The following is a 23,821-nucleotide window of genomic DNA, read 5'->3' as shown; positions in this document are numbered from 1 at the left end:
CCGAAGCGCTCCTACTACCTGCCGCCGCTGGACGAAGGAAGCCTCGAGGAGAGGAGCTCACATGACCACCGACAAGGACCTGCTGGACGGGCAACTGGAGCACTGGCAGCGCACCTTCGTCGCCAACCCGGAGATGTACGGCCCGGATCCCAGCGAGCCTGGTGCCTACGCGAGGGACCTCTTCAGGCGCGAAGGAATGACCGACGTGCTCGAACTCGGCGCGGGGCAGGGACGAGACACCCTCGCCTTCCTGCGGGCTGGACTCAACGTCACCGCGCTGGACTACGCCTCCGACGCCCTGGCCGGATTGGAGCGCGCCGCGAAGGCGTCGGGTCACCGGGCGCAGCTGACGGCCGTCGCGCACGACGTCCACCAGCCGTTGCCGTTGCCGGACGCCAGCGTTGACGGGGTCTACAGTCACATGCTGTTCAACATGGCGCTGACCATGTCAGAGCTCGATCACCTCGCCGCCGAGGTGGCGCGCGTGCTGCGCCCCGGCGGGCTGCACGTGTACACCGTCCGGCACACCGGCGACGCGCACTATGGTGCCGGGACCGCCCACGGTGACGACATGCACGAGAACGGCGGCTTCATCGTTCACTTTTTCGATCGCGCCCTGGTCGACCGTCTCACTCCGGGCTGCACCCTGCTCGATGTGACCGAGTTCGAGGAGGGTGGCCTGCCCCGCCGCCTGTGGAGGATCACCCTGCGCCGCAGCGAAGCCCCGCAGTGAGGCGAGCCTTCAGGGATCACCCAGACAACCCATGGTTCGCGGCCTGATGTTTTCGGGGTGGACTGCTCGGCTCGAACGCACCGTCCCACCCCTGCTCGCCGAGCAGGAATTCCGCCTCGCCGGAATGGAACAGCCATTCGCTACGGCGCCGCCTCGACGCCCTGAACGCCAAGTCGAGCAGGAGCGTCAGGTGCGACCGACCTCCGCCGCCCGGCCCTCGGCCCAATCGCGCATGGCGGCCTCCAAGGTCCGCGCGATGTGGCGGTGATCAGCGCCGGCGGGATGTCGGTGCGGACGGCCCGGGCCGCCACACCCTCCTCGATCATGCGTTCCACCACGTCCAGGACGGGCGGGCGGGCTGACGTGCTCGCCGGCGTGGCGGCGCCCTGCCGACCGGTGCGTCGGGTGCGGGCGGTGGCGGTGACCTGCCGCATGAGGGCTTCGATGTCGCTGGCGGTCACCTCGTCCAGCCGCAGATGGCCGAGCGTGGCCGCCATGCGGTTCCAGTAGGTGCCGTAGGTGCCGTAGGTGCGGCGGGTGCCCGGACTGGCCGCGGCCGCGACGCGCTGGAGGTAGTCAGCGAGCTTCGGTATGCGCCGCGACGGGTCGGGGTGGGCGGCGAGGTCGGCCGAGGTGGGCCAGGAGCAGGCCGCGTCGATAGATCAGGGCGAAGCAGGTATACGCGTCGCCGGGGCGGCGGAGGTCTCGCGGGTCACCGCGAGTGGGTGCGGCTGTCCGGTCATCGCCGACAGCGCGGCGGCCACATCGTTGAGGTCGGCTTTGATGTAGGTGGTGGTGGAGGATCCGGGGCTGTCGGTGTGGCCGGCGTAGGCACGCGCGATGCCGTAGCCGAAGTGGCGTTCCACCCAGGTGAGGGTGGTGTGCCGCAGCCAGTGGGTGGAGATGCCCTGGGCGGCGACCCAGGGCATGCGCTCGCCGATGCGTTTCCACAGGTGGTCGTAGCGGCGGCTGCTGATGGGCTGCCCGTTGCGGTAGCGCAGCAGCCGGTCGGTGGGCTGCACAGCGCCGCGCGTGTTGGCGTGTTCGTAGAGGTGTTCGGCGAGGTCGAGGGTGATCGGCTGCCACCGTACGGTGCCGTTCTTCTCGGTCAGGCGCACGAGCCCGTTGGTGCGATCCAGGTCGACGAGGCGTAGGGCGAGAGCGCCGCCGCGCCGGCAGGCGGTCTCGGTGTGCAGGCGTAGCAGGAGGGCATCGAGAAAGACGTCGTTGCCGCTCGTGCGCGCCACCGCGTTGATCTCCTCCAACCCCTGCGGGGTCAGGGCGCGGCGTGTGCTGGGGAGGCGGCGGGGTTTGGCGACGCGGTGAGCGGGACTGGCCGAGACGTCGATCAGGCCGTCGGCGATGGCCCGGGAGTAGAAGGCGCGGGCCGCGGCGATCACGTGCTCGCCGGCGTGTCGGCCGTTGCGGCTGTTGCGCCGCGACCGAGCCGTGGCGGTCATCTGTTGCTTCATGGCCTCGACGTCGGTGGCGGCGACCGCGTTCAACGGCCGGTCGCCCCAGGCTGCGGCCATGCGCTGCCAGTAGGTGCCGTAGGTGCGTCGGGCGCCGGGGCCGGCTGCGGCGATGACGCGGGGCAGGTACTCGGCGACGGTCGGCAGTGTGGCTGGGCCGCTGGTGTGGGATTGGAGGTCGGTCAGGGTGACGCCGAGGTGAGCCAGTACCTGCCGGGCGGCGGCGATCGCGGTCGGGTCAGCGGACACGGCCGCCTCCCGCCAACTGGGTGTGTAGATCGGCGACGAGCCGGGCGACCGTGCTGACGGGATGAACGACGAGCAGGCCCTGGGCAATGAGCGCGGCGAGCAGCACCGGCTCACCGGGCTCGATGCCGCACATTCGCCGCGCCGACGACGGTAGGGGCAGCGCGCCTCGACTACCCACCCTGTACCGGCCGTTCTCAGCCATGCCGATGACGAGCATCCGCTGATGCGGTTGGATGTCGAGACCGTGTCCCGGCTGCCAACCCAATGCGTGCAGAATCTGCTGGTCTGTAATGCGGCCGCACGGGGACGGGAGAGCCATTCCCAACAGCAGATCAGGAGCGTTGAGGGACGCCGGAAGTGAGGGCCGGGCGGGCAGTACTGGCATCGGTGCCGGACAGGGGCGTGGGCAAGCCGGCAGGGTTCTGGGAACGAGCGGACGGACGAGCTGTTCGCCGTTCGATCGAGAAGGTGTCATGACCGTGCAACCGCGCCGCGCCCCTCGCAAGCGCCCGGACCACGACACCTCCCGCCAAAGCCAGTCAGGCCACGAGGCGACGGCCAGCAGGAAGCGCTGCCGCCGCCTGTGATGGGTCGCGGTCTCATCGCGTCGACGCTGGCGCTTCAGCCGACAGAGCGAGGTCCTGCGGAGCTGGCAGCGGCCGACGATCACTACCTGGTAGTGACCGCACCGCACCTAATCGGCGAAGAAGTCACGCACGCCGAGGCGATACTGAACAGGGGCAGACCATGAACCGCGACGACGCAATCGAAGCCGCAAAGCAGCCAATCGACTGGACCGACGCAACCGTCGACACCACCGCCAGGAAGGCCACGATGGTGTACTCCACCCGCCTGCCTGACGACCTCGCCACCTGGCTTGAGGACGAAGCACCCCCCGCGGCATCAACCCGTCAGCAGCCCTGCGCGAGCTTGTCGCCGACGCCAAGCGCACCGCCGAACAAGACAAGACCGTCACCGTACGGCTGTCAGAGCTCCATCAGGTGATCAACCAAATCGCGGACCGAGCCGCCTGACGTGCGTATTCACGACGTCGAGAGCTGACGCGCAACCTGCTCGGCGGCCTGCTGACTGAGTTTCTGTCTCGGCGGTCGGTGCTGCTGGTCAACGTTCCGGTCGGCGTGGTGACGACGGCGCTGGTCGCGGGGCTCTCCCGGCAGCGGCCGGGCGTCACCTCGGCCTGCCGCGAAACAGGCCGGGGCCGGATCGGGCTCGCCGCGCTGACCGCGTTCGACCGCCCCAGGGACAGGTAAGCCGACAGGCCCTGCCGACGGGTACGGCCGCGCGTTCCTCGACAGCGGTGTGCTCCTCTGGGGGCGACCAGCACGCGTCCGTCAGGCAGCGGAGCGACCGCGATGAGCGCCCTGGCCCACGACGCCGTCCGGCTGCTCACCGCCCACGGCCGCCGGGCACGACGCGCCACCGACGGCGTCCTGGATTGGCGCGCGGCCGGCCTGCCCGTCCAGGCCAGGGCCGCCTGAACCCGACCACCTGTTCGGCACGCTCGCCACGACGGGCGCCGACATGCCGACCGACACAGCCGCGACCGCGGAACTCCACCCGCTCCCAACGGGCCGGTGAAAGACCTGCATTAGGGGCCCTTTGCCCTATTCCGTCCAACACCAGCGATGTCTACTTACGGCCATGAAGGTACTGCTCATCATCAACGGCTCGGCCTACGGCTCCGACGAGACATTCAACGCGATAAGGCTCGCCAAAGCCCTGGCAAAGCGCCAAGACACCGAGCCCCGCATCTTCCTCATGGGTGACGCGGTCACCTGTGCCATCGCTGACAGAAAACCCCGGACGGCTACTACGCCCTGGACCGTATGCTGAAATCCTTCACCCGCCACGGCGGACGCATCGCCTGCTGCGGAACCTGCCTCGACGCCCGCGGCCTGACCAAGGAGCACCTCATCCCCGAGGCACCCCGCTCCTCGATGGATGAACTCGCCGCCTGGACCGTCGAGGCCGACCAGGTCCTCACCTTCTGACAGACCCAACGAAGCCACGTCCAGTGGCGACCCTTGTCGCGGCGCTGCCGACCTCCGACATCTTGCAGGCTTGTCGGCTCCTTCGCGGACCCGTCGCCACCATGCTGGTCGCTCGCCTGGCCGCCGCCGTGTTCCTCGGGCTGGGCATCGCCGCGGTATACCCACCCTGCTGACCGCCGTCGGCGACGGCGTTCATCCGGCCTGACGCGCCCGCGCGCGCTCGGCGTCTACCGCATGTAACGGGATAGCGGCTTCGCCGCCGGTCTCCAGTCTTCGGAGCCGTCGCCAACCTCGCCGGTATCCGCGCCGCCATCGAGTCGTCGCCGCCTTAACGCCGCCTCCGGCCGCTACGCCGCCCTGCGCATGGACGAGACACATCAGGTGTCATCACCTGGCGGCCCGTCGACACGCTTGTCGGGGGCCGGTTCAAGACATCGGGTGGGCGGCTTCGGCTGCGGTTGCGCATCGGCGAGGGCGTGGGGCTGGCCGGTCATGGCGGCGAGGGCGGTGGCGACGGCGTGGAGGTCGGCTTTGATGTAGGTGGTGGTGGCGGGTCCGCGGCGGTCGGTGTGGCCGGCGTAGGCGCGGGCTACTCCGTAGCCGAAGTGGCGCTCGACCCAGGTGAGGGTGGTGTGCCGCAGCCAGTGAGTGGAGATGCCTTGGGCGGCGACCCAGGGTAGGCGTTCGCCGATGCGTCTCCAGAGGTGGTCGTAGCGGCGGCTGCTGATCGGCTGGCCGTTGCGGTAGCGCAGCAGCCGGTCGGTGGGCAGGACCCCGCCCCTTGCCTGGGCGTGCTCGAGGAGGCGTTCGGCGAGGGTGGGGGTGATGGGTTGCCAGCGCAGGGTGCCGCCCTTCTCGGTGAGGCGGACCAGGGCGTGGGCGGTGTCGAGGTCGACCAGTCGGAGGGCGAGGGCGCCGCCGCGGCGGCAGGCGGTTTCGGTGTGTAGGCGCAGGAGAAGGGCGTCGAGGATGACGTCGTTGCCGCTGGTACGTGCGACCACGTTGATGTCCTGCAGTTCCTCGGGCCTGAGGGCGCGGCGGGGGTTGGGCAGCCGGCGTGGTTTGGCGACCCGGTGGGCTGGGCTGTCCCCAGGGGTGAGGTAGCCGTCGGCGATGGCCCGGCGGTATACGGCGCGGGCGGCCGCGATGACGTGCTCCCCGGCATGACGGCCCTGCCGGCCGGTGCGTCGGGACCGGGCGGTGGCGGTGACCTGCCGCATGAGGGCTTCGATGTCGCTGGCGGTCACCTCGTCCAGCCGCAGATGGCCTAGGACGGCGGCCATGCGGTTCCAGTAGGTGCCGTAGGTGCGGCGGGTGCCCGGACTCGCCGCGGCCGCGACGAGGGGTAGGTACTCGGCGAGCGTCGGTATGCGGCAGGACGGATCAGGGTGGGCGATGAGGTCAGCCGGGGTGAGGCCGAGGTGGGCCAGCATCTGCCGGGCGGTGACGATGCGTGACGGATCAGTGGGCATGAGAAGCCCCTCGGAGGACGGCGGCGTGCAGATTCGAGAGGAGCCGCGTGATGGTGTTCGAGGGGTGCACGACGAGCAGATCGCGCGCCGGAACTGCCGCCAGCAGCACCACCTGGTGCGGGCCGATGCCGCACATCTGCTGGGCCGCGACCGGCAGAGGTAGTGCCCCGCGGGCGCCGACGGTGTGCCTACCGTCAGGTCTCGCGGTGACCAGGAGAAGGCGGTCGGTGACGTTGACGTGGAGGCGGTGACCGGACGGCCAGCGCAGCGCCCGTAGCAACGCCCCGGCGGCCACCCGGCCGTCGGCGTCCGGGCGGGCCACGTCGAAGACGATGTCGTCGACCGGTTCCCGCGCAGCTGGGAGGGCTGCGGGCAGCTGCGGCATTGGAGCCGGTGGCTGTGCCGGGCGAGGAAGCGGGGTGGGGATGACCGCGCCGATGAGCTGCTCGTCGAGGGTTCGGCGGGGCGGTTGCCGGGCGGTCGTCATGGTGACCGCCGCAGCCGTTCGCGCGGCCTCAGCGTGTGGCGCTGAGAGCCCTGATCGTCGATGGGTGCACGGGTGCTACGGGGTGTCCTCATCGGGAGCCACCGGGGTGGTGAGCTCCCGTGATCCCACACGAAGACTGGTGTCCGAGGGGGGAGTGAACACTCCTATGTAGCATCCGTTATACAAACGGGTGCTCATGCGTTAAGTCTAGCACTTCACGATGCGTAACACTACAGGCGTGAGCTGCCCGCGAGCACGCCAGGGCGCAACTAATGCAATCAATTCTGCTGCCTGCGCTGGCACCAATACGGCCGAAGAATCCGGAGTTCTTGAAATTGCCGTTCGGCGCGATGCGGAGCCATTCCCCAGCACGCCGCCCGGGTGGGTCACATAGGCTAATCAGGGCAGGGTGTCTGTCGCCGGGCCGTTCGGGGTCTCGCTCGTTTTTGCGAATGGGTGTGGCTGTCCGGTCATCGCCGACAGCGCGTCGGCCACGTCGTGGAGATCGGCTTTGATGTAGGTAATGGTGGACGATGCTGGGCTGTCGGTGTGACCCGCGTAGGCGCGGGCTACCCCGTAGCCGAAGTGGCGTTCCACCCAGGTGAGCGTGGTGTGCCGCAGCCAGTGGGTGGAGATGCCGTGCACGACGACCCAGGGCAGGCGTTCCCCGATGCGTTTCCACAGGTGGTCGTAGCGGCGGCTGCTGATCGGCAGGCCGTTGCGGTAGCGCAACAGTTGGTCGGTGGGCAGAACTGCGCCGCGGACGCGGGCGTGTTCGTGCAGGTGCTCGGCGAGGCCGAGGCTGATCGGCTGCCACCGTACGGTGCCGCTCTTCTCGTTCAGGCGCACGAGGCCGTTGGAGCGGTCCAGATCAACAAGCCGCAGGGCGAGGGCGCCGCCGCGCCGGCAGGCGCTTTCGGTGTGCAGGCGTAGCAGGAGGGCGTCGAGGATGACGTCATTGCCGCTGGTCCGTGCCACCGCATTGATCTCCTCCAACTCGTAGGACGTCAGGGCACGGCGGGTGCTAGGGAGGCGGCGGGGTTTGGCGACACGATGGGCGGGACTGGCCGACGCGTCGATCAGACCATCAGCAACAGCCCGGGAGTAGAAAGCGCGAGCGGCGGCGATGACATGCTCGCCCGCGTGCCGGCCGTTGCGGCTGTTACGCCGCGACCGGGCAGTGATGGTCATCTGCTGTCATGGCCTCGACGTCGCTGGCCGCGACGGCGTCCAGCGGTCGGTCGCGCCAGACGGCGGCCATGCGCTGCCAGTAGGTGCCGTAGGTGCGTTGGGCGCCGGGGCCTGCTGCGGCGATGACGCGGGGTAGGTACTCGGCGATCGTCGGCAGGGGGGCTGGGCCGTCGGTGTGGGATTGGAGGTCGGTCAGGGTAACGCCGAGGTGAGCCAAGACCTGCCGCGCTGCGGCGTCGGCGGTGGCGTCAGCGGGCATGTCCAGCTCCCGCAAGTCGAGTGTGTAGGTCGGCGAGGACGCCGATGACGGTGCTGGCGGGGTGCACGACGAGCAGGTCGTGGATGACGAGAGCAGCGAGCAGCACCGGCCAGCCGGGCTCGATCCCGCACATCCGCCGCGCAGGTGCCGGTAGAGGCAGCTCACCGCGGCTGCCTATCTGGTGCCGTCCGTCGTGGGCCGAGCCGACGACGAGCATCCCCTGAGGTGGCTGGATGTCGAGGCGGCGGCCCGGCTCCCAGCCCAACGGGTGCAGGAGCTGTTGTGCGGTCACCCGGCCGCAGCTCGACGGGACAGCCATCCCCAGCAGCACGTCCTGCGCGGCGGCGAACACCCGCGGAGGAACGTGAACGGGCAGTGCCGGCATCGGCCTCGGGCACGGGCGGGGCCAGGTGGGCATGGCGGCAGGAACGAGCGGCCGGACGAGCTGTTCGCCGTACAGGCGGGAAGCTTGTGTCATGCCGGCGACAACGGCAGATGCGGTCCCGCGTCGACGTGCTCGACGAGCTTGACGGCAGCGGGCTCTGGAGGCCGGACCAAGCCTCGCGTGTGGCCGCCCGGCATCAAACGGGGGCGGGCATACTGCTGGCATGCGTGACGGCCTGCACGGACCGAACGTCATCACCGCCGGGGAGGCCGTGCTGCTTCTCGTGGCGGTCGCCGGCGGTGAGGCCGTGCACCTCGCGCGCCGGCAGGGGCCGTTGGAGCAGGGCCGCAGCGCCGTACCCGACCACTACCTCACGGGCGGGGACAGTGAGCGTGAGGCAGTCCAGCGGCGTTATGACGTCGAGGCGCTGCGGGAGCCGATCTGGGAGCACACGACGATGTGCGGGCGGGTCTGGGCGCTGATGGTCGGCGGTGACGGCGGGACGCTGAGCAGGTACCGGGAGCCGGCGTTCGCGCCGACGTGCCGACGGTGTCTGACGCTGATGGACCGCCTGTTCCCCGCGCCGGCGGTCGACCGCAGAGTCCCGGTCGTCGCGCAGGTGGTCTGCGACGTGGTGCGTGAGCACGGGCACGCGGAGGTCCGGCAGGTCCCCGGTGACCAGCTTGCCGTCCTTCGGAAGGAGATTCGGTCGCTGATCAGGCAGCAGACGGGCCACCACGCCCAGACACTCGTTCACGGCGATCTCCTGCTGGTGGTGTGTGATCCGCTGCGGGACGCGGAGGCGGAGATGCAGGCAGCCGCCGAGGCGGTAGGAGCAGTTCTCTTCGGGGATCAGCCGCTTCCGGCCGCGCGACCCGGGCGGCCATGGGTCGTCACGTGGACCGCGTGGGACCTGGGGTAGACGTCGGGCTGTCGTTGTGTCGGCCTTCTGCACGCTCGCCATCTGCCGGTGCTTGAGCTGAATCTGGCCCTGGCACGGCAGCCACGCGGGTTCCTGGACGCGGTAAGTCCGGCTGGTTGCGGTACTCGCCGCTGTCGGTCCTGGCCTCCCCCACGGTGCGCATGCTGATGGCGGCGAGGAGGCATGCGGTGCTGACGGCGGCGAGTAAGAGGTGGTAGCCGCCGTGCGGTAGGAGCGTGGCGGCAAGCAGGGGTGCGGCGGCTTTGGCGGTGGTGACGGGGGCGGCGAGTCGTCCCGCGATGGTGGCGTAGGCGGTGGTGCCGTAGCGGTCGACGAGGAGTGCTGGGGTGGCGAGGCTGGCGATGCCGAAGCCGAGCCCGAATCCGGTGACGGTGACGATGGCTCCGACGCGGGTTCCGGCGGCGAGGGGCATAGCGAGGACGGCGACTGCTTGGATGGCGAAGACGCCAGCGACGATGGTGGTGACGGGGAGTCGGCGTCGGGCGGCGGTGAGGACGAGTCTTCCGGTGACGGACAGGACGCCGAGGAGGCCGGCGGCGGTGGCGGCGTAAGTAGCCGGGTGGCCGCGGCTGGTCAGGTAGCTGACCAGGTGGACGCCGATGGTGCTGGTGGCGGCGCCGTGGGCGATGAGGGCGGCGGCGAGGATCCAGAACCGGGGATCGCGCATCGCGGCGCGCGCCGCCGTCCGCCGCGAGGCGTGGGCCGTTCGCAGCGTGGGGTTGGACGCTGTGACGTGCGGCGGTTTGCGAACGGTGAGGGCGTGCAGCGGCACGGTCACTACGCCGTGGACGGCGGCGAGCGTGAGGAGCGCGCCGCGCCAGCCGAGGTGGGCGACCAGGTAGCCGGTGAGTGGCATGAAGATCGTGCTGGCGAACCCGGCGACGACGGTGACCGCAAGCAGGGCGGTGGGGCGTCGGTCGGGGGTGAACCAGGAGACGATGACGGCGAAGGCGGGTTCGTAGAGGACCATCGCGCCGGTGATCCCGACACCGATCATGACGGCGTAGAGCTGCCCGATGGTCTGGACCTGGGACCAGGCGATCAGCAGCGCGGTGGCGGTGATCGAGCCGAGGGTCATGAGGGCCCGTCCGCCGTGCCGGTCGAGCCACCTGCCGACCGCGATGGCCATCAACGCGCCGGCGAGGACGCTGACGGTCAGCGCCCCGGTGACGGCGGTGATCGAGGCGCCGAGGCTGGTCGCCATCGGGCCGAGCAGCACGGCGTGGGCGTAGTAGATGGTGCCGTAGCCGACGGTCGAGGTGATCGCGAGGGCGGCGACGATGCGCCACCGGTGGTGCCCGCCGACGGTGGGGTCGGCGGGCGCCATCGTGGTGGTGGTCATCAGCTGGCGCAGCAGCCGCCGGTCTGGCCGCTGGTCGAGGTGTCGAGGCTGATGAGGCTCAGCGGGGCGGACAGCAGCCCACCGGCGATGCCCGTGGCAAGCCCCTTCCCGGCCGGCTGCGGGGCGGGGCCGCAGCTGCTGTCGGTGCCGGTCGCCTCGGCGGGGTTGCTGTTGCAGACGCCGGTTTCGGGCAGGTCGAGCTGGACGTCCCGGGCCGCCTGCCAGTCGCCGGCGAGGGCGGCGACGACGGAGCGGACCTGCTCGTAGCCGGTGGCCATGAGGAACGTCGGCGCGCGCCCGTAGCTCTTCATGCCGACGGCGTAGTAGCCGGACTCCGGGTGTCCGAGCTCGTGGACGCCGTGCGGGGGGACGGTGCCGCAGGAGTGCTCGTTCGGATCGATCAGCGGGGCGAGAGCCCGGGTGGCGCCCATGACCGGGTCCAGGTCCAGGCGCAGTTCGGCGGCGATCGAGTGGTCCGGGCGGAAGCCGGTCGCGGCAACGATCCGGTCGACGATCACCTCCTCCTCGCTACCGTCGGCGTGCCGGACAACGACGGCGACCCGGCCGTCGGCCGGGGTGAGCGCGTGCACGCAGAAGCCGGTGAGCAGCCGGATCCGGCCGGCGTCCACGTGTTCGCGCAGCCGGGAGCCGAGCGCGCCGCGGGCGGGCAGCGCGTCGGCGTCGCCGCCGCCGTAGGTGCGGGCGGGGCTGGCCGAGCGGATCGCCCAGGTCACCTCCGTGCCCGGCTCGGCGGCGGCCAGCTCGGCCAGGGAGAGCAGCGTGTTCGCGGCGGAGTGGCCGGCGCCGACGACCAGGGTGTGCCGGCCGGCGAACCGGTCCCGGTCGGCGCCGAGTACGTCGGGCAGGGCGTGCTCCAGGTACGCGGCCACGTCCTTCTCTCCACGGGCGGGCAGGCCGGAGGCGCCGAGGACGTTGGGGGTGCCCCAGGTGCCGGAGGCGTCAATGACCGCGCGGGCCAGCAGTTCGTCACCGTCGGCGAGGCGGATCAGGAACGGCGTCTGCTCGCGGCCGGCGGTGCGCAGCCGGTCCAGGCCGAGGCGGCTGATCGCCTCCACCCGCGCGCCGTAGCGCAGGTGCGGCTTGAGCTGCGGCAGCTCCGCGAGGGGCTGGAGGTAGTCGGCGACCAGCTCCGCGCCGGTGGGCAGCGCGTCCTCGGCCGGGGCGACCCAGCCGGCGTCGTCGAGCAGGCGGCGGGCGGCCGGGTCGACGTTGTACCGCCACGGGGAGAACACCCGCACGTGCCCCCACTGCCGCACCGCCGCGCCGGCGGTGTCACCGGCCTCCAGAACAAGGAAGGGCAGGCCACGCTCGTGCAGGTGGGCGGCGGCGGCCAGACCCACCGGGCCCGCGCCGATCACCACGACGGGCAGCTCGTTCGGGATGCTCATCGGAAAACTCCTCTGTGTTGAAAACTGTCGAATCAAGAAGGTGCAGTTGTGCTGGGGCGGGCGGAGCCGAAGGGGTTCAGATGACGGGGCTGCGCCGCTCGAGCAGGACGACGTCGCGCCACCGGCCGTGGTGCCGGCCGACCCGCTCGCGGGTGCCGATGACGCGGAAGCCGGCCCGCTGGTGCAGGGTGAGACTGGCGGTGTTCTCGGGGAAGATTCCGGACTGGATGGTCCAGATGCCGGCGGCCTCGGTGGAGGCGATCAGCGCGTCCAGCAGCAGCCGGGCTACGCCACGGCCTTGGGCGGCGGGGTCGACGTAGACGGAGTGCTCGACCACCCCGGCGTAGACCGCGCGGCTCGATGTCGGCGAGACCGCCACCCACCCGAGGACGGTGTCGTCCGCGTCGACGGCCACGAGGCGGTGGTCCGGCAGCTTGGCCGCGTCGAATGCTGTCCAGGTCGGGGCGGTGGTCTCGAAGCTGGCGTTGCCGGCGTCGAGGCCAGCCTGGTAGATGGCGAGGACACGATCGGCGTCGTCCGAGGTCATCGGGCGGACGGTGATGTCGGCCATCAGCAGGCTCCTTTCACGGTGGGGGCGGGTCGGCCCATGACGACGTCGGCGGCGGAGGGGAAGCAGCCGACGCATGCGTCGTTGATGCGGTAGTGGCGGGCGGTGCCGACCGGCTCGACGAGCACGAACCGCACCTCGGTCAGGATCTTCAGGTGTTGGGAGACGGTGGACTGGGCGAGCCCGACAGCTGCGACGATCTCCCCCACGCTCATCGGCCGGGCATGCCGGGCCAGGTACTCCACGATCTGCACCCGGGTCGGGTCCGCCAGGGCCCGGAACCACGAGGCGTAGGTCTGCGCGGTATCCCGGTCGAGGAGTTCGCCCACCACCACTCCCTCTATCGTTTATCGCCGATTGGCGATGAAAGCCTAGCAGGCGCCGTCCCGGTGAGGTGGGCGGTTGCGACGACGAGGCGGGCGATCGCGGCCAGGGTGGCCGGGTCGACCTTGTCAGGGGTGTCGGCGGGGCTGTGGTAGCCGCCCATCCCGGCACCGATGCCGACCGCGGCGAGGCCTGCTGCGCCGTAGCGGCGGTTGTCCGAGGCCATCGGCCCCGCAGCGAGTGGGACGCCGGTGTGCCGGCCGGCCTGGTCCAGCAGCGCCAGGAGGCGGTGGGCGGGCCCGCCGGCCTCGACCGCCGCCGCCCCATCCAGGCGGCCGGCTCCGTCGACGTTGACCACCAGGGGCGCGGCGCCCTGGTCGCGCAGCTGCGCGGCGTGGTGGGCCGAGCCGAGCGCGCCAACCTCCTCACCGTCGAGCAGCGCGACGCAGAGCCCGACGCCGTCGGGAAGTCCGCGGCCGAGGACGCGGGCGGCTTCGAGGACCACCGCGACGCCGGTGGCGTTGTCCGACGCTCCGGGCTGGCGGAGCCCGGGGTGGTCGCCGACGCCGTCGTAGTGGGCGGTCAGGAGCAGCTCCGCCCCGCCGGGGACGGTCTGCCGGAGTCGGGCGTGGATGTTGGTGCCGGTGACGTCGTCGCGGCGAACCGGCGTGGCGCCGGCGAACCAGCTGGCGCTGTCGGTTGCCGCAGCGAGGACGGTGCGGTGGGTGTCCGGGTCGAGGGTCAGGACGGGCAGCGGTCCCGGGTCCGGTCCGGCGAGGGTGGTGAACTGCCAGCCGTCGGCGTCGACGGCTCGGCGGATCAGCAGCCCGGCCGCGCCGCGGGTGTCCCGGTAGGCGTCGAACAGGCTCATCTCCGCCGGCACCACGAGCCACCGCCCGGCCGGGTCGTCGGCACCGGCGACGCCGAGCGGGCCGCGGCGGGTCTCGGCGGCGTCGGCGGAGGCGGAATGGATCGCGACCTGGCGACCGAATACCAGCGGCATGGGGCTGCTCCCGCCGCCCCAGGTGACCGTCGGCGCCTCGTGCACCTGCGGCACCGCCCGGACCGGGAACTCCTCAGTCCGGACCGTGGCGCCGAGAGCGGTGAGCTCGTCGACGAGCCACGCCCGGGCTGCCGCGCCGCCGGGTGATCCGACTCGCCGTCCTGCCATGCGGTCGGAGGCGAGGGTGGCGACGGTCGCGGACATCCGGTCGGCGCTGACTACCCGGAGCAGGCCCGCGAGGTCGTCTGGGGTGGTCATCCGCAGCACCCCTGTCCCGCGGCCACCGCGTCGGCCTTGGCCTGCGTGCCGCAGCACGAGCCGGCCGCTTGCGCGGCTTCCTGGGTGCCGCAGCACGGGCCGGCGCTCGCGGCCTCGCCGATTGGCGGCAGGATGGACCCCACGGCCTGGGCGGGGCTGCCGCAGCAGGCGCCGGAGCCGGTGACCTGCAGGGCGGCGGCCGGGTCGCCCGCGAAACCGCCGGTGGTCTGGGTGTTGTCGCTCATGACAGGTCCTCTCGTCAGCGGGGGCTGATCAGCGTGTAGACGGTGGTGCGGGCACGGTCGTAGCGGCGCTGCGCACGCTGGTCGGCGGTGGACACCTGAGCGCAGGAGTCGCAGAACCGGACTCCAGCGCGAAGAGCGGATGAGCGGCGGGTGGAGCCGAACATGGTGGGTCCCCTTCCTCCAGACGCCTGTCTTGACGTCCGTCTAAGCAGAGAGTTGCACGTTGATTAGAGAGATGTCAACCTAGAGACATGTCAAAGCAACAGGCGCCCCTCGCCGTCATCGATCTCAACGCCGACACGCCGTGCTGCCCCCCGCTGGCGCAGCGTCGGATTCCGGCCGAGACGGCCGCGGTGCTCGCTCCCGCGTTCAAGGCCCTCGGCGACCCGGTGCGGCTGCAGCTGATGTCGATGATCGCCTCCGCCGAGGGCGGGGAGGCGTGCGTGTGCGACCTGACGCCGGCGTTCGACCTGACCGGGCCAACGATCTCGCACCACCTCAAGACGCTGCGCGAAGCGGGCCTGGTGGATGCCGAACGGCGGGGCACGTGGGTCTACTACCGCGCCCGCCCGGGAATCCTGCGCCAGCTCGCCGCCCTGCTGTCGGTCGAGCCCGCCCCCTCGTCGCAGGCGTAAGCCGCGGGCAAACCCGTACCTACCAGCGCCGACCGCGCAACGCGATCAGCGTTGAGCGCCGGATCCCGTGTGCGAGGCGACGTCCGCTGTCCGCTGCCGGCCTTGCCGTCCGGACACGTGAGCGGCGAGGGCAGTCATGACGTGCGCGGCGTCGGGACCGACGCCACGCAGGGTGTTCGAGGCGAAGGATCGCTGGAACTCCAACCCGAGATAGATCAGCCCTGGATGGGTGGTGGAGATCCCGCCCACGTGCCGGGGCGCGCCATGGTCGAGGGCGCCCAGGGGCTTGAGGTACGCGAGGTCCGGGCGGTAGCCGGTGGCGAAGATGACCGCGTCGACCGGCTCGGGCGTGCCGTCGGCCCAGATGACGCCCTCAGGGGTGAAGGCGGTGAACATGTCCCGCCGGGAGAGCAGCCCGGAGGCGAGAGCGTCGCGGTATACGCCGGTGTCGAGCACGGTGGCGTGTCGGACAAGTCGGGTGAGGACGCGGCGTGGCAGGCGGTCCGCGCCGGTGACCCGCAGCCAGTGGTGGAGGTCCCGCCCGCCGAGGCGTTGGGGCAGGAAGCGCACGGGTTCCCGGGTGGCGAGCGTGACCCGGGCGTGGCCGGCGATCTCGTAGGCGACCTGGACGGCGGAGTTGCCGGCACCCACGACGATGACCCGCTTGCCCGCGTACACCTCCGGCCGGCGGTAGTGAGCGACGTGCCGGAGATCGCCGGCGTAGTCGTCCTGGCCGGGCAGCGTCGGCAGGTACGGGTTGCCGAACGATCCGCTGGCGGCGACGACGCCGACCGCAGCCATCTCGTCCCCGGTGTCAGTGCGGACGAGGTACCCCCCGTCGCGGCGAGGGTGCACGGCCGTGACGCGGGTGCGGGTGCGGATGTCGACGTCCACGGTCTGCGCGTACCGGCGCAGGTACGCCGTGACCTCGTCGCGCCGGGGGTAGCGGTCCGGGTCGCCGTCGAAGCGCATGCCAGGCAGGGCGCTGTAAAGGGCGGGCGAGAAGAGGGTGAGGCTGTCGTAGTAGTCAGGCCAGGAGCCAACCGGCTCGCTGCCCGCCTGCAGGACAACGGGCCGCAGGCCCGCGGTCAGGGCGGCTCGGGCGGCGGCCAGGCCTGACTGGCCGCCGCCGACGATGATCACTGGCTGGGATGGGGTGGTCATGTCACGATCATATCGTCGTTTTGTTGAATGACAATATGACGATGGTGGGGAAAGGTAGGGCCATGAGCGACGCCACCGGACAGCCCGCAGGGGCATCCCCGCCCGCGCGCGCGGCCGGAGTCCCGGAGGGCCTGGCGCCGCAGACGCAGGAGTTCCTCAAGGCCTTGGGCAGCCCCACCAGGCAGCGGATCATGATGCTGTTCGCGCAGGGCGCCGAGCTGTCGGTGGGCGAGGTGGCCGAGCGGACGGGCATCAGCCAGGCCACGGCGTCGCAGCAGTTGACCCTGCTGCGACGCGGACGGGTGGTCACCTCCCGTCGCGACGGGAAGACCGTGTACTACCGGGCCGATCGGGACGGCGCGCTCGCCGCCCTCGCGGAGTTGCAGTCTTACCTGGCGACCTGCTGCTGACCAGGTCGCCCACCGGCGACCCGGCGGTCTCCAGCACCCTCCGCCCGGACGCCGCGCACCCCCTCCGACATGCATGCCGCACCTGCAGGCATGACAGGTTAGGTGTGGAGTGTGATGGTTCCGGCTGTTCCGTCGACGGTTACGAGCTGCCCGGGGCGCAGTCGTTGGGTGGCGTCGCCGGTGCCGACGACGGCGGGGATGCCGTACTCACGGGCCACCAGGGAGGCGTGTGCGGCTAGGGTGCCGCCGTCGGTGACCACTGCGGCGGCGCGGGAGAACAGCGGTGTCCATGCCGGGGCGGTGGCCTTCGCGACGAGCACTTGACCATCGGCGAAGCCGTCGAAGTCCTCAGGTCCGTGCACGATGGCGACTTCGCCGGTGGCCCGGCCGGCCGAGGCGGGATGCCCGACGAGGGCGCCCTCGGCGGTCTCCGTGGTGCCGCGGGCCTGTTGAACCGCGTGTTCGATGACGTCGCCGATCAGTCGCGCGGGACGGCCCAGGGTCAACGGCGCGGTCAGGCGGCGTTGGCGCTGCCAGAGGGCGCGCCGCTCGGCAACCCTGGCGCTCAGCTGTCCGGGGTCGCCTTCGATCCCGCTGTTCACTTCATCCCGCGTGCAGAAGTAGATGTCTCCGGGCTGCTCGATAGCTCCCAGGTTGACCAGGTGCCGCCCGAGGCGGGCGGTGCAGGCCCGCAGGACCGGCCAGGCGAGGGTGAACTCCCGCGCCTGCTCCTCCCGGATGACGGCGTAGCGCTGGTTGACCTTCAGCAGCCGGTCGAAGTCAGCCAGCAACCGCGGGCGGTCGGCCAGCGTCGCTCGGCAGCGTTGTTCGGCAACCATCCGCTGTTCGGCAAGCGAGCGGTAGCGGTCCCCGGCTCGGGGTGGTCGGCCCGTTGCCAGTTCTCCGGCGACCGGGTGATACCAGTCGACGCTCTGTACGGCGTGCGCGCCGGCCACCGGCTGGGCGCCGGGGAGCCCGCGCAACAGCACCTGCGCACCGCCCTCATCGTCGGGGAGCACGTCGATGAGATGCCGGCGGACGAAGCGAGTCAGGCAGGCTTCCATCTTCCACGCCGACCCGCCGACGATCGCCAGATACCAGAGGTAGATCCCGGCTTCCCGCCCGAGTGCGTCGACGAGCTCGGCCAATCGCCGAGGCGATGCCGTGTCGACCTCCGCCTCCGCGGCGGCCACGAGGCGTCGATAGCCGGGCAGTTGTTGTTCACGCCAGGCCCGCTCCAGTTCGGACAGGACGGCGCGGTCGGCGGCATCCGGGTCATGGCTGACCCGGATCAACGCGTTGAAGAGGATCTTCGCGGCCCGCCAGCGTCCCTGCCACAGCACCCCAGCGAGGAGTTTTGGTGACGGGATTGGTGTGGCGTTGTAGTACCAGCCGTTGACCAGCGCGTACCGGAACGGCACTCGCACCCCGACGCTGCCGTACATCCCATCGAGATACCCGTCTTCGAGCACCGGCAGCAGCCAGCTGGCGAACAGCGGAGTGACGGCCTCGGGGAGCCATTCCCCGAGCCGGAAGTTGCGCATCCACAACCCCGGTCCCGGCGCCGTCCACGACACCGGCTCCGGCACCGCAGTCATCGGCCGGGCCTGCAGCAGCCACAGACGGCCCGCCCGGTCGATGGCCCACTCCACGTCCTGCGGGCGGCCGTCGTACCGGTCGGCGATCCGACGCGACAGCTCCGCGACCGCGTCGGCCTGGACGTCGGTGAGGACCCGTCCACCGCCGGGGCCGGACCGGGTCATCGCGGTGCGACTCGCGGTGACCGTCCACTCTTCGCCGGTCGTCACACCCGACACCAGCGGATCACCCAACCCCGCGACGGCGGCCACCAACGTCTGATCGCGGTCGCCGGTGACCGGATGCGCGGTGAACGCCACCCCGGCCACAATCGGGTCGACCATCACCTGCACCAGCACCGCCATCGCCGCCGTCGCCCCGCCACGCCGCTGGTGGTAGGCGGTGACCCGCTCGCTGGCCGCCGCGGCGAAGCATCGCCGCACCGCCGCACCCAGCCCGTCGGCGGGCACGTTCAGGTACGTCTCGTACAGGCCTGCGTACGAGGCATCCGGTAGATCCTCGGCCGCTCCCGACGAACGCACCGCGAACCGCTCCCCGCCCAGGCCCTCGACACTGGCCGCGAGCCGTCGGTCAAGCTGCGGATCATCGAGGACGCCGGTGGTGACCACAATCCCGGGCGGCACCGAGAACCGGGCTGCGGTCAGGTCCGCCAGCACGGCCGCCTTTCCACCGATCAGCGCCCGGTCGACCGCGCTCGCCTCGGCCAGGTCCACCACCGTGAGGTTGGAGCTCATCACCCACCACCATGTGTAGCACCGCAAAGTATTGTGACGCTACAGTAGAACCGCTGGGCCGCCATCAGCAAGAACGAGGAGCCACAGGTGTTGCCGATGCGACCGGAACTGCTCAAAGGCCATCTCGATGCGTTGCTGCTCGCGGTCCTGGAACCCGGGCCACAGCACGGCTACGCCGTCATCGAAGCCCTGCGAGACAGCAGCGGCGGGGCACTGGACCTGCCGACCGGCACCGTCTACCCGGCGCTGCACCGCCTCGAACGCGCAGGCCTGATCGCCAGTGACTGGCAGACCGTCGGCGGCCGCCGCCGCCGCGCCTACCACCTCACCCCGGCCGGACAGGCCGCGCTCGGTGAGCAGCGGGCAGTCTGGGACCACTTCTCCACCGCCGTCACTGCAGTTCTGGGCGGGCGGGCATGGCCAACGACCGCCTGACCAGCCGAGCAGGCGAAGCACCTCTCGACGCCTACCTGGGCGACCTCGCCGCACGACTGCGTGGACCACGGCGGCGTCGGGAGCAGATCCTCGCCGAACTACGCGACGGACTCCACCACGCCGTCGCCGACCGCACCGCCGCCGGCCTACCCCAAGGTGAGGCGGTCGCCGCCGCGATCGCCCAGTTCGGCACCCCGCAAGCGGTCGCCGAGGCCTTCGCCGGGGAGCTGGCCACCGCCTACGCCCGGCGCACCATCGCCTGGTACATCGCCACCGGACCTGTCGTGGGCATCTGGTGGCTGCTGCTCCTGCAGCCCCACCCCTGGCGCACCGGCCTGGTCGCCCTATTGGCCGCGATCCCCGTCATCCCACTGATCATCATCGCGATCGCCACCGCCGCTGGGACGGTGGCCACGACCGGTCGCCTCATGCGCTGGCTACCCGAAGCAAGCCCACAACACGCACTCGCCGCGACCATCACCATCGCCGCCCTTGCGCTCGCCGGGGATCTCACGGTGATCGCGAGCCACCTCCGGTCAGAGATTCCGGCGAAGTCACTGGCCACGTTCGCCGTCGCCGCTAGCCTCACTCGGATCGTCTGCAGCCTGGTCACGATGCGCCACGCCACCGCGATGCGCACCTCGCCGCCCTCCTGATCATCGAACCCGCCCGTCGACTGAGCGCCGCCAAGCCCCCGACGGGCTTATCCCTCACTCCCATTTGACGAACGACAGATCACTCAGCGATAGTTGACTCAATGAACGCTGAGCTTGCTTCCCTGGCCGGGCGCGCACGGGTCCACGCCGCACTCGGCGACCCTGCGCGCCTGGCGATCGTGGACGCGCTCAGCCAGGGCGACGCCTCGCCCGGGGAGATCGCCCACACCCTCGAGATGCCGACCAATCTCGTCGCCCACCACGTCAAGGTGCTCACCGAAGCCGGCCTCGTCCAGCGCGGCCGGTCCGAGGGCGACCGGCGGCGCACCTACCTGCGACTTCAGCCGGCAGCCTTGGCCGCCCTCACCCCTCCCCCGCTGGCCGATGTGGGACGGGTGGTCTTTGTCTGCACCCACAACTCCGCCCGCTCCCAGCTGGCCGCGGCGCTGTGGAAGCGGCGCACCCATGGGGAAGCCGCCTCGGCCGGCACCAAGCCTGCGACCCGAGTGCATCCCCGCGCGCTTGCCGTGGCCCACCGCCACGCCCTCGACCTCGATGCAACCGGCACCGCCCACGTCAAGGACGTCGTCCGCGACGACGACCTGGTCATCGCCGTCTGCGACAACGCCCACGAAGAGCTCACCGGACCGGTCCGCCCCCGCCTGCACTGGTCCGTGCCGGACCCGGTCCGCATCGACACCGACGAAGCGTTCGAGGCGGCCTACGCCGACCTCGCCGACCGCGTCGACCGCCTCGCCCCCACCACCATGTTGAGAGGCACCCGATGACCGACATCAGCGCCCGCATTCAACAGGAGATCACTCTCGACCAGCAGCTCGCCCTGCACACCGCAGCAACCCGGCTGGCCGCCGAGTTCGACGGCATCTACGGCACCGAGACCATCAAGCGGTTCCTGCACAGCAGCTACGACCAGTTCGCCACCGCCGCCAGCATCCCGAACTACCTGCCCCTGCTCGCCGAGCGCTTCGCCCGCCAGCGGTTGCGGGCCCTGGCACGGGTCGAGGGACACCACCGCGACGGCCGTCCCGTCGTGCTGTTCCTGTGCACCCACAACGCCGGCCGCTCCCAGATGGCCCTGGGCTTCTTCGTCCACCTCGCCGGCGACCACGCCGTCGCCTGGTCCGGCGGTAGCGAACCCGGCATCGAGATCAACCCCTCGGCGATCGCCGCGATGGCCGAACGCGGCATCGACATCTCCGAGGAGTTCCCCAAGCCCTGGACCGACGAAGTGGTCCGCGCCGCCGACGTGGTCGTCACGATGGGGTGCGGCGACGCGTGCCCAGTCTTCCCCGGTACCCGTTACGAGAACTGGGACATCGACGACCCAGCGGGCCTCAGCGTCGCCGATGTGCGGCCGATCCGGGACGAGATCGAGCGCCGGGTCCGGCGGCTCCTCGACGAACTGGACGTTCCCGCCACCCGATAACCCGCTGTGCCCCGATTGTCGGGGACAGTCAGATCATGGGAGAGAAAACACTGATGACCATCGCACTCCGGCGGCGTCTGCTGGCCGAGTTCATCGGCACTGCCCTGCTCGTCACCGCCGTCGTGGGCTCCGGCATCATGGCCGCCACGCTCTCTCCCGGCGACGTCGGGCTCCAGTTGCTGGAGAACTCGGTCGCCACCGCTCTTGCCCTCGGCGCGCTGATCCTGATCTTCGGTCCGGTCTCCGGCGCCCACTTCAACCCCGTGGTGTCCGCCGCCGACTGGTTCCTCGGCCGCCGCGTCGGAACCGGACTGACCCTGCGCGAACTCGGCGGGTATGTCATCGCCCAGGTCCTCGGGGCGATCGGCGGGTCGATCCTGGCGAACCTGATGTTCGACCTGTCCGCCGTGGCCTGGTCGAGCAAGGACCGGGCCGCCGGGCATCTCTGGCTCGGGGAGGTCGTCGCCACCACCGGCCTGATCCTGCTGATCTTCGCCCTCGCCCGCTCCGGCCGCGCGCCGGTCGCTCCCGCCGCCGTCGGCGCCTACATCGGGGCGGCGTACTGGTTCACCTCGTCGACCTCGTTCGCCAACCCTGCGGTGACGATCGGCCGTGCGTTCACCGACACGTTCGCCGGCATCGCCCCCGCTTCCGTCCCAGGGTTCGTCGTCGCCCAACTGGTCGGGCTGGCGGTCGGCGTCGGCCTACTCGCCGCGCTCTACCCCGACGCCGGGCGGGCCGCCGACCAGGTCGTCGTCCCTGCCGAGGAACGCGACCCGGCACTGGACCACCGCCGATGACCAACCACGACCCGGAGCACGGCGAGGCAGAGGTGCGTTACCGCCGCCTGCTCAACCCGCCGCGTCCCGCCGGCCGCTACCGCCTGCTCGACCGCAGCAGCGCCCCAGACCGGTCCCTGCCTGCACCCCGCGCCGAGACGCCCGTGAATCGGCCCTATGACCACGTGTACTCCAAGGAAGGCATCTGATGTCCAAGCCCAGCGTCCTGTTCGTCTGCGTGCACAACGCCGGCCGTTCCCAGATGGCCGCCGGCTGGCTGCGCCACCTCGGCGGCGACGCCGTCGAGGTCCGCTCCGCCGGCTCCGAGCCCGCCGACCAGATCAACCCGGTGGCCGTCGAGGCGATGCGGGAGGTCGGCATCGACATCACCGCCAACAAGCCGAAGATCCTCGACTACGCCACCGCCGAAGCCTCCGACGTGATCATCACGATGGGCTGCGGCGACGTCTGCCCGGCCTTCCCCGGCAAGCGGTACGAGGACTGGAAGCTCGAGGACCCGGCCGGCCAGGGCCTGGACATGGTCCGTCGCGTCCGTGACGAGATCCGCACCCGGGTGGAGGACCTCCTCGCCGACCTCACCCCCACCACCTGACGAGTCCACCCCACCGCCCGCCGCCCCTACAGGGGTGGCGGGCGGACCGATCGAGGAGCCCCTCGTGCCCGACCCCCACCGTTTGATCATCATCGGTTCCGGACCCGCCGGATATACCGCCGCCCTCTACGCCGCCCGCGCCAACCTCGCCCCCCTGGTCATTGAGGGCGTCCAGTCCGGCGGCGCGCTGATGACCACCACCGAGGTGGAGAACTTCCCCGGCTTCCCCGACGGCATCATGGGCCCCGAGTTGATGGACAATCTTCGCAAGCAGGCCGACCGCTTCGGCGCCCAGTTCATCACCGACGACGTCACCCGCGTCGAACTCACCGGCCCTGGCCTGAAGACCGTGTACGTGGGCGAGCAGGCCTATCGAGCCGACGCTGTCATCCTCGCCACCGGGTCCGCCTGGCGACCCCTCGGCGTCCCCGGCGAACAGGAACTCCTCGGGCATGGCGTCTCCTCCTGCGCCACCTGCGACGGGTTCTTCTTCCGCGACCAGGACATCGCGGTCATCGGCGGCGGCGACTCGGCCATGGAAGAAGCCACCTTCCTCACCCGCTTCGCCCGCAGCGTCACCATCGTGCACCGCCGCGACACCTTCCGCGCCAGCAGCATCATGGCCGAACGCGCCCTCACCAACGACAAGGTCCGCATCGTGTGGAACAGCGTCGTCGAGGAGATCATCGGCAACGACGGTGTCGTCGTCGGAGCGCGCCTGCGCAACGTCCACACCGGCGAGATCACGGTCCTTGACGTCACCGGCGTGTTCGTGGCCATCGGCCACGACCCTCGCAGCGAACTGTTCCGAGGCCAGGTCGACCTGGACGACGAGGGATACGTCCGCGTGCAGTCCCCCGGCACCCGCACCAACATTCCCGGCGTCTTCGCCGCCGGGGACCTCGTCGACCACACCTACCGGCAAGCCATCACCGCCGCTGGCACCGGCTGCGCCGCCGCCCTCGACGCCGAGCGGTACCTCGCCGCCACGTCCTGA

General features: G+C 71.1%; 32 protein-coding genes and 1 pseudogene. 16 read left to right on the top strand and 17 right to left on the bottom strand.

What is annotated here, in order from left to right; translation table 11 throughout:
- Nucleotides 1-61: 61 nt before the first annotated feature.
- Complete coding sequence (locus tag FB455_RS03225; RefSeq protein WP_145752052.1) at nt 62-733, top strand: class I SAM-dependent methyltransferase; 672 nt, start codon at nt 62-64, stop codon at nt 731-733.
- Between the two features lie 140 nt (nt 734-873).
- Here the strand turns inward: FB455_RS03225 and FB455_RS03220 are convergent, their stop codons facing one another.
- The 3 genes from FB455_RS03220 to FB455_RS03210 form a co-directional block, all read right to left on the bottom strand.
- Nucleotides 874-1,230 carry a hypothetical protein gene (locus FB455_RS03220; RefSeq protein ID WP_145752050.1) on the bottom strand — a complete coding sequence of 119 codons (357 nt, stop codon included), beginning with the start codon at nt 1,228-1,230 and terminating at the stop codon, nt 874-876.
- A gap of 165 nt (nt 1,231-1,395) precedes the next feature.
- A complete protein-coding gene (locus FB455_RS03215; RefSeq protein WP_145752048.1) occupies nt 1,396-2,454 on the bottom strand; it encodes a tyrosine-type recombinase/integrase in 1,059 nt (352 codons plus the stop codon).
- Nucleotides 2,444-2,773 (bottom strand): AbrB/MazE/SpoVT family DNA-binding domain-containing protein, encoded by a 330-nt coding sequence (locus FB455_RS03210; RefSeq protein WP_145752046.1) that lies wholly within the window; start codon nt 2,771-2,773, stop codon nt 2,444-2,446. Before FB455_RS03210 ends, FB455_RS03215 begins: the two co-directional genes overlap by 11 nt.
- Nucleotides 2,774-3,201: 428 nt before the next feature.
- Here FB455_RS03210 and FB455_RS03205 point away from each other — a divergent pair, with 428 nt between their 5' ends.
- The 4 genes and pseudogenes from FB455_RS03205 to FB455_RS34665 all read left to right on the top strand — a co-directional run bounded on the left by FB455_RS03205 (nt 3,202) and on the right by FB455_RS34665 (nt 4,466).
- Entirely contained in the window at nt 3,202-3,459 is a 258-nt protein-coding gene (locus FB455_RS03205; protein ID WP_145752043.1) for a hypothetical protein, read from the top strand.
- Between the two features lie 107 nt (nt 3,460-3,566).
- Nucleotides 3,567-3,725 carry a hypothetical protein gene (locus FB455_RS34165; protein ID WP_184975721.1) on the top strand — a complete coding sequence of 53 codons (159 nt, stop codon included), beginning with the start codon at nt 3,567-3,569 and terminating at the stop codon, nt 3,723-3,725.
- Between the two features lie 102 nt (nt 3,726-3,827).
- A complete protein-coding gene (locus FB455_RS34670; protein WP_263643355.1) occupies nt 3,828-3,953 on the top strand; it encodes a hypothetical protein in 126 nt (41 codons plus the stop codon).
- A 163-nt stretch (nt 3,954-4,116) separates the two neighbouring features.
- A pseudogene (locus tag FB455_RS34665) lies at nt 4,117-4,466 on the top strand (DsrE/DsrF/TusD sulfur relay family protein).
- Between the two features lie 377 nt (nt 4,467-4,843).
- Here FB455_RS34665 and FB455_RS03190 read toward each other — a convergent pair.
- The 5 genes from FB455_RS03190 to FB455_RS03170 all read right to left on the bottom strand — a co-directional run bounded on the left by FB455_RS03190 (nt 4,844) and on the right by FB455_RS03170 (nt 8,227).
- A complete protein-coding gene (locus tag FB455_RS03190) occupies nt 4,844-5,938 on the bottom strand; it encodes a tyrosine-type recombinase/integrase (protein WP_145752042.1) in 1,095 nt (364 codons plus the stop codon).
- Complete coding sequence (locus tag FB455_RS03185; RefSeq protein WP_145752039.1) at nt 5,928-6,425, bottom strand: hypothetical protein; 498 nt, start codon at nt 6,423-6,425, stop codon at nt 5,928-5,930. The genes FB455_RS03190 and FB455_RS03185 overlap by 11 nt, the downstream gene beginning before the upstream one ends.
- A gap of 399 nt (nt 6,426-6,824) precedes the next feature.
- On the bottom strand, nt 6,825-7,616 hold the full coding sequence (locus FB455_RS03180; RefSeq protein ID WP_091331295.1) for a tyrosine-type recombinase/integrase: 792 nt from the start codon (nt 7,614-7,616) through the stop codon (nt 6,825-6,827).
- A complete protein-coding gene (locus FB455_RS34660; RefSeq protein ID WP_053065512.1) occupies nt 7,588-7,875 on the bottom strand; it encodes a hypothetical protein in 288 nt (95 codons plus the stop codon). The genes FB455_RS03180 and FB455_RS34660 overlap by 29 nt, the downstream gene beginning before the upstream one ends.
- Nucleotides 7,865-8,227: a hypothetical protein gene (locus FB455_RS03170; protein ID WP_030274746.1), complete on the bottom strand. Its 363-nt coding sequence runs from the start codon at nt 8,225-8,227 to the stop codon at nt 7,865-7,867. Before FB455_RS03170 ends, FB455_RS34660 begins: the two co-directional genes overlap by 11 nt.
- Before the next feature lie 256 nt (nt 8,228-8,483).
- On the opposite strand from FB455_RS03170, the gene FB455_RS03165 reads away from it, so the two are divergent.
- On the top strand, nt 8,484-9,182 hold the full coding sequence (locus FB455_RS03165) for a hypothetical protein (protein ID WP_047893942.1): 699 nt from the start codon (nt 8,484-8,486) through the stop codon (nt 9,180-9,182).
- Here the strand turns inward: FB455_RS03165 and FB455_RS03160 are convergent.
- The 7 genes from FB455_RS03160 to FB455_RS34160 form a co-directional block, all read right to left on the bottom strand.
- Nucleotides 9,154-10,545: an MFS transporter gene (locus FB455_RS03160; RefSeq protein WP_145752037.1), complete on the bottom strand. Its 1,392-nt coding sequence runs from the start codon at nt 10,543-10,545 to the stop codon at nt 9,154-9,156. The two genes, FB455_RS03165 and FB455_RS03160, sit on opposite strands and share 29 nt — an antisense overlap.
- On the bottom strand, nt 10,545-11,954 hold the full coding sequence (locus tag FB455_RS03155) for an FAD-dependent oxidoreductase (RefSeq protein ID WP_030274749.1): 1,410 nt from the start codon (nt 11,952-11,954) through the stop codon (nt 10,545-10,547). Before FB455_RS03155 ends, FB455_RS03160 begins: the two co-directional genes overlap by 1 nt.
- Nucleotides 11,955-12,030: 76 nt before the next feature.
- Nucleotides 12,031-12,525 carry a GNAT family N-acetyltransferase gene (locus FB455_RS03150; protein ID WP_030274750.1) on the bottom strand — a complete coding sequence of 165 codons (495 nt, stop codon included), beginning with the start codon at nt 12,523-12,525 and terminating at the stop codon, nt 12,031-12,033.
- On the bottom strand, nt 12,525-12,851 hold the full coding sequence (locus FB455_RS03145; RefSeq protein WP_030274753.1) for an ArsR/SmtB family transcription factor: 327 nt from the start codon (nt 12,849-12,851) through the stop codon (nt 12,525-12,527). Before FB455_RS03145 ends, FB455_RS03150 begins: the two co-directional genes overlap by 1 nt.
- Before the next feature lie 11 nt (nt 12,852-12,862).
- Complete coding sequence (locus FB455_RS03140) at nt 12,863-14,107, bottom strand: M28 family metallopeptidase (protein WP_030274755.1); 1,245 nt, start codon at nt 14,105-14,107, stop codon at nt 12,863-12,865.
- Nucleotides 14,104-14,352 carry a hypothetical protein gene (locus FB455_RS03135; RefSeq protein ID WP_030274757.1) on the bottom strand — a complete coding sequence of 83 codons (249 nt, stop codon included), beginning with the start codon at nt 14,350-14,352 and terminating at the stop codon, nt 14,104-14,106. The genes FB455_RS03140 and FB455_RS03135 overlap by 4 nt, the downstream gene beginning before the upstream one ends.
- Nucleotides 14,353-14,366: 14 nt before the next feature.
- Nucleotides 14,367-14,516, bottom strand: a complete 150-nt coding sequence (locus FB455_RS34160; RefSeq protein WP_157551546.1) for a hypothetical protein — start codon at nt 14,514-14,516, stop codon at nt 14,367-14,369.
- 87 nt (nt 14,517-14,603) lie between these two features.
- Here FB455_RS34160 and FB455_RS03130 point away from each other — a divergent pair, with 87 nt between their 5' ends.
- The gene (locus FB455_RS03130; protein ID WP_030274759.1) at nt 14,604-14,987 is read left to right on the top strand and encodes an ArsR/SmtB family transcription factor; all 384 of its coding nucleotides are present in this window, start codon (nt 14,604-14,606) and stop codon (nt 14,985-14,987) included.
- Nucleotides 14,988-15,032: 45 nt separating this feature from the next.
- Here FB455_RS03130 and FB455_RS03125 read toward each other — a convergent pair whose 3' ends face one another.
- Nucleotides 15,033-16,151: a flavin-containing monooxygenase gene (locus FB455_RS03125; protein ID WP_047893943.1), complete on the bottom strand. Its 1,119-nt coding sequence runs from the start codon at nt 16,149-16,151 to the stop codon at nt 15,033-15,035.
- Nucleotides 16,152-16,213: 62 nt separating this feature from the next.
- On the opposite strand from FB455_RS03125, the gene FB455_RS03120 reads away from it, so the two are divergent.
- A complete protein-coding gene (locus FB455_RS03120) occupies nt 16,214-16,561 on the top strand; it encodes an ArsR/SmtB family transcription factor (protein ID WP_082171419.1) in 348 nt (115 codons plus the stop codon).
- Nucleotides 16,562-16,659: 98 nt separating this feature from the next.
- Here FB455_RS03120 and FB455_RS03115 read toward each other — a convergent pair whose 3' ends face one another.
- Nucleotides 16,660-18,873, bottom strand: coding sequence for a PEP/pyruvate-binding domain-containing protein (locus FB455_RS03115; RefSeq protein WP_176921742.1), 2,214 nt, complete (start codon nt 18,871-18,873; stop codon nt 16,660-16,662).
- A gap of 117 nt (nt 18,874-18,990) precedes the next feature.
- On the opposite strand from FB455_RS03115, the gene FB455_RS03110 reads away from it, so the two are divergent.
- The 8 genes from FB455_RS03110 to trxB all read left to right on the top strand — a co-directional run bounded on the left by FB455_RS03110 (nt 18,991) and on the right by trxB (nt 23,821).
- Nucleotides 18,991-19,329 carry a PadR family transcriptional regulator gene (locus tag FB455_RS03110; RefSeq protein WP_030274767.1) on the top strand — a complete coding sequence of 113 codons (339 nt, stop codon included), beginning with the start codon at nt 18,991-18,993 and terminating at the stop codon, nt 19,327-19,329.
- Nucleotides 19,311-19,985, top strand: a complete 675-nt coding sequence (locus tag FB455_RS03105; RefSeq protein ID WP_030274768.1) for a permease prefix domain 1-containing protein — start codon at nt 19,311-19,313, stop codon at nt 19,983-19,985. The genes FB455_RS03110 and FB455_RS03105 overlap by 19 nt, the downstream gene beginning before the upstream one ends.
- A 101-nt stretch (nt 19,986-20,086) precedes the next feature.
- Complete coding sequence (locus FB455_RS03100) at nt 20,087-20,773, top strand: arsenate reductase/protein-tyrosine-phosphatase family protein (RefSeq protein ID WP_030274770.1); 687 nt, start codon at nt 20,087-20,089, stop codon at nt 20,771-20,773.
- A complete protein-coding gene (locus FB455_RS03095; RefSeq protein ID WP_030274772.1) occupies nt 20,770-21,432 on the top strand; it encodes an arsenate reductase ArsC in 663 nt (220 codons plus the stop codon). The genes FB455_RS03100 and FB455_RS03095 overlap by 4 nt, the downstream gene beginning before the upstream one ends.
- Before the next feature lie 53 nt (nt 21,433-21,485).
- Nucleotides 21,486-22,232 (top strand): aquaporin, encoded by a 747-nt coding sequence (locus tag FB455_RS03090; RefSeq protein WP_036311740.1) that lies wholly within the window; start codon nt 21,486-21,488, stop codon nt 22,230-22,232.
- The gene (locus FB455_RS03085; protein WP_030274776.1) at nt 22,229-22,420 is read left to right on the top strand and encodes a hypothetical protein; all 192 of its coding nucleotides are present in this window, start codon (nt 22,229-22,231) and stop codon (nt 22,418-22,420) included. Before FB455_RS03090 ends, FB455_RS03085 begins: the two co-directional genes overlap by 4 nt.
- On the top strand, nt 22,417-22,824 hold the full coding sequence (locus tag FB455_RS03080) for an arsenate reductase ArsC (protein WP_030274778.1): 408 nt from the start codon (nt 22,417-22,419) through the stop codon (nt 22,822-22,824). Before FB455_RS03085 ends, FB455_RS03080 begins: the two co-directional genes overlap by 4 nt.
- 64 nt (nt 22,825-22,888) lie before the next feature.
- Nucleotides 22,889-23,821: a thioredoxin-disulfide reductase gene (trxB, locus tag FB455_RS03075; RefSeq protein WP_030274780.1), complete on the top strand. Its 933-nt coding sequence runs from the start codon at nt 22,889-22,891 to the stop codon at nt 23,819-23,821.

This window comes from Micromonospora sp. CNZ296 (assembly GCF_007827635.1).
This window is presented reverse-complemented; position numbering and strand designations above follow the sequence as displayed.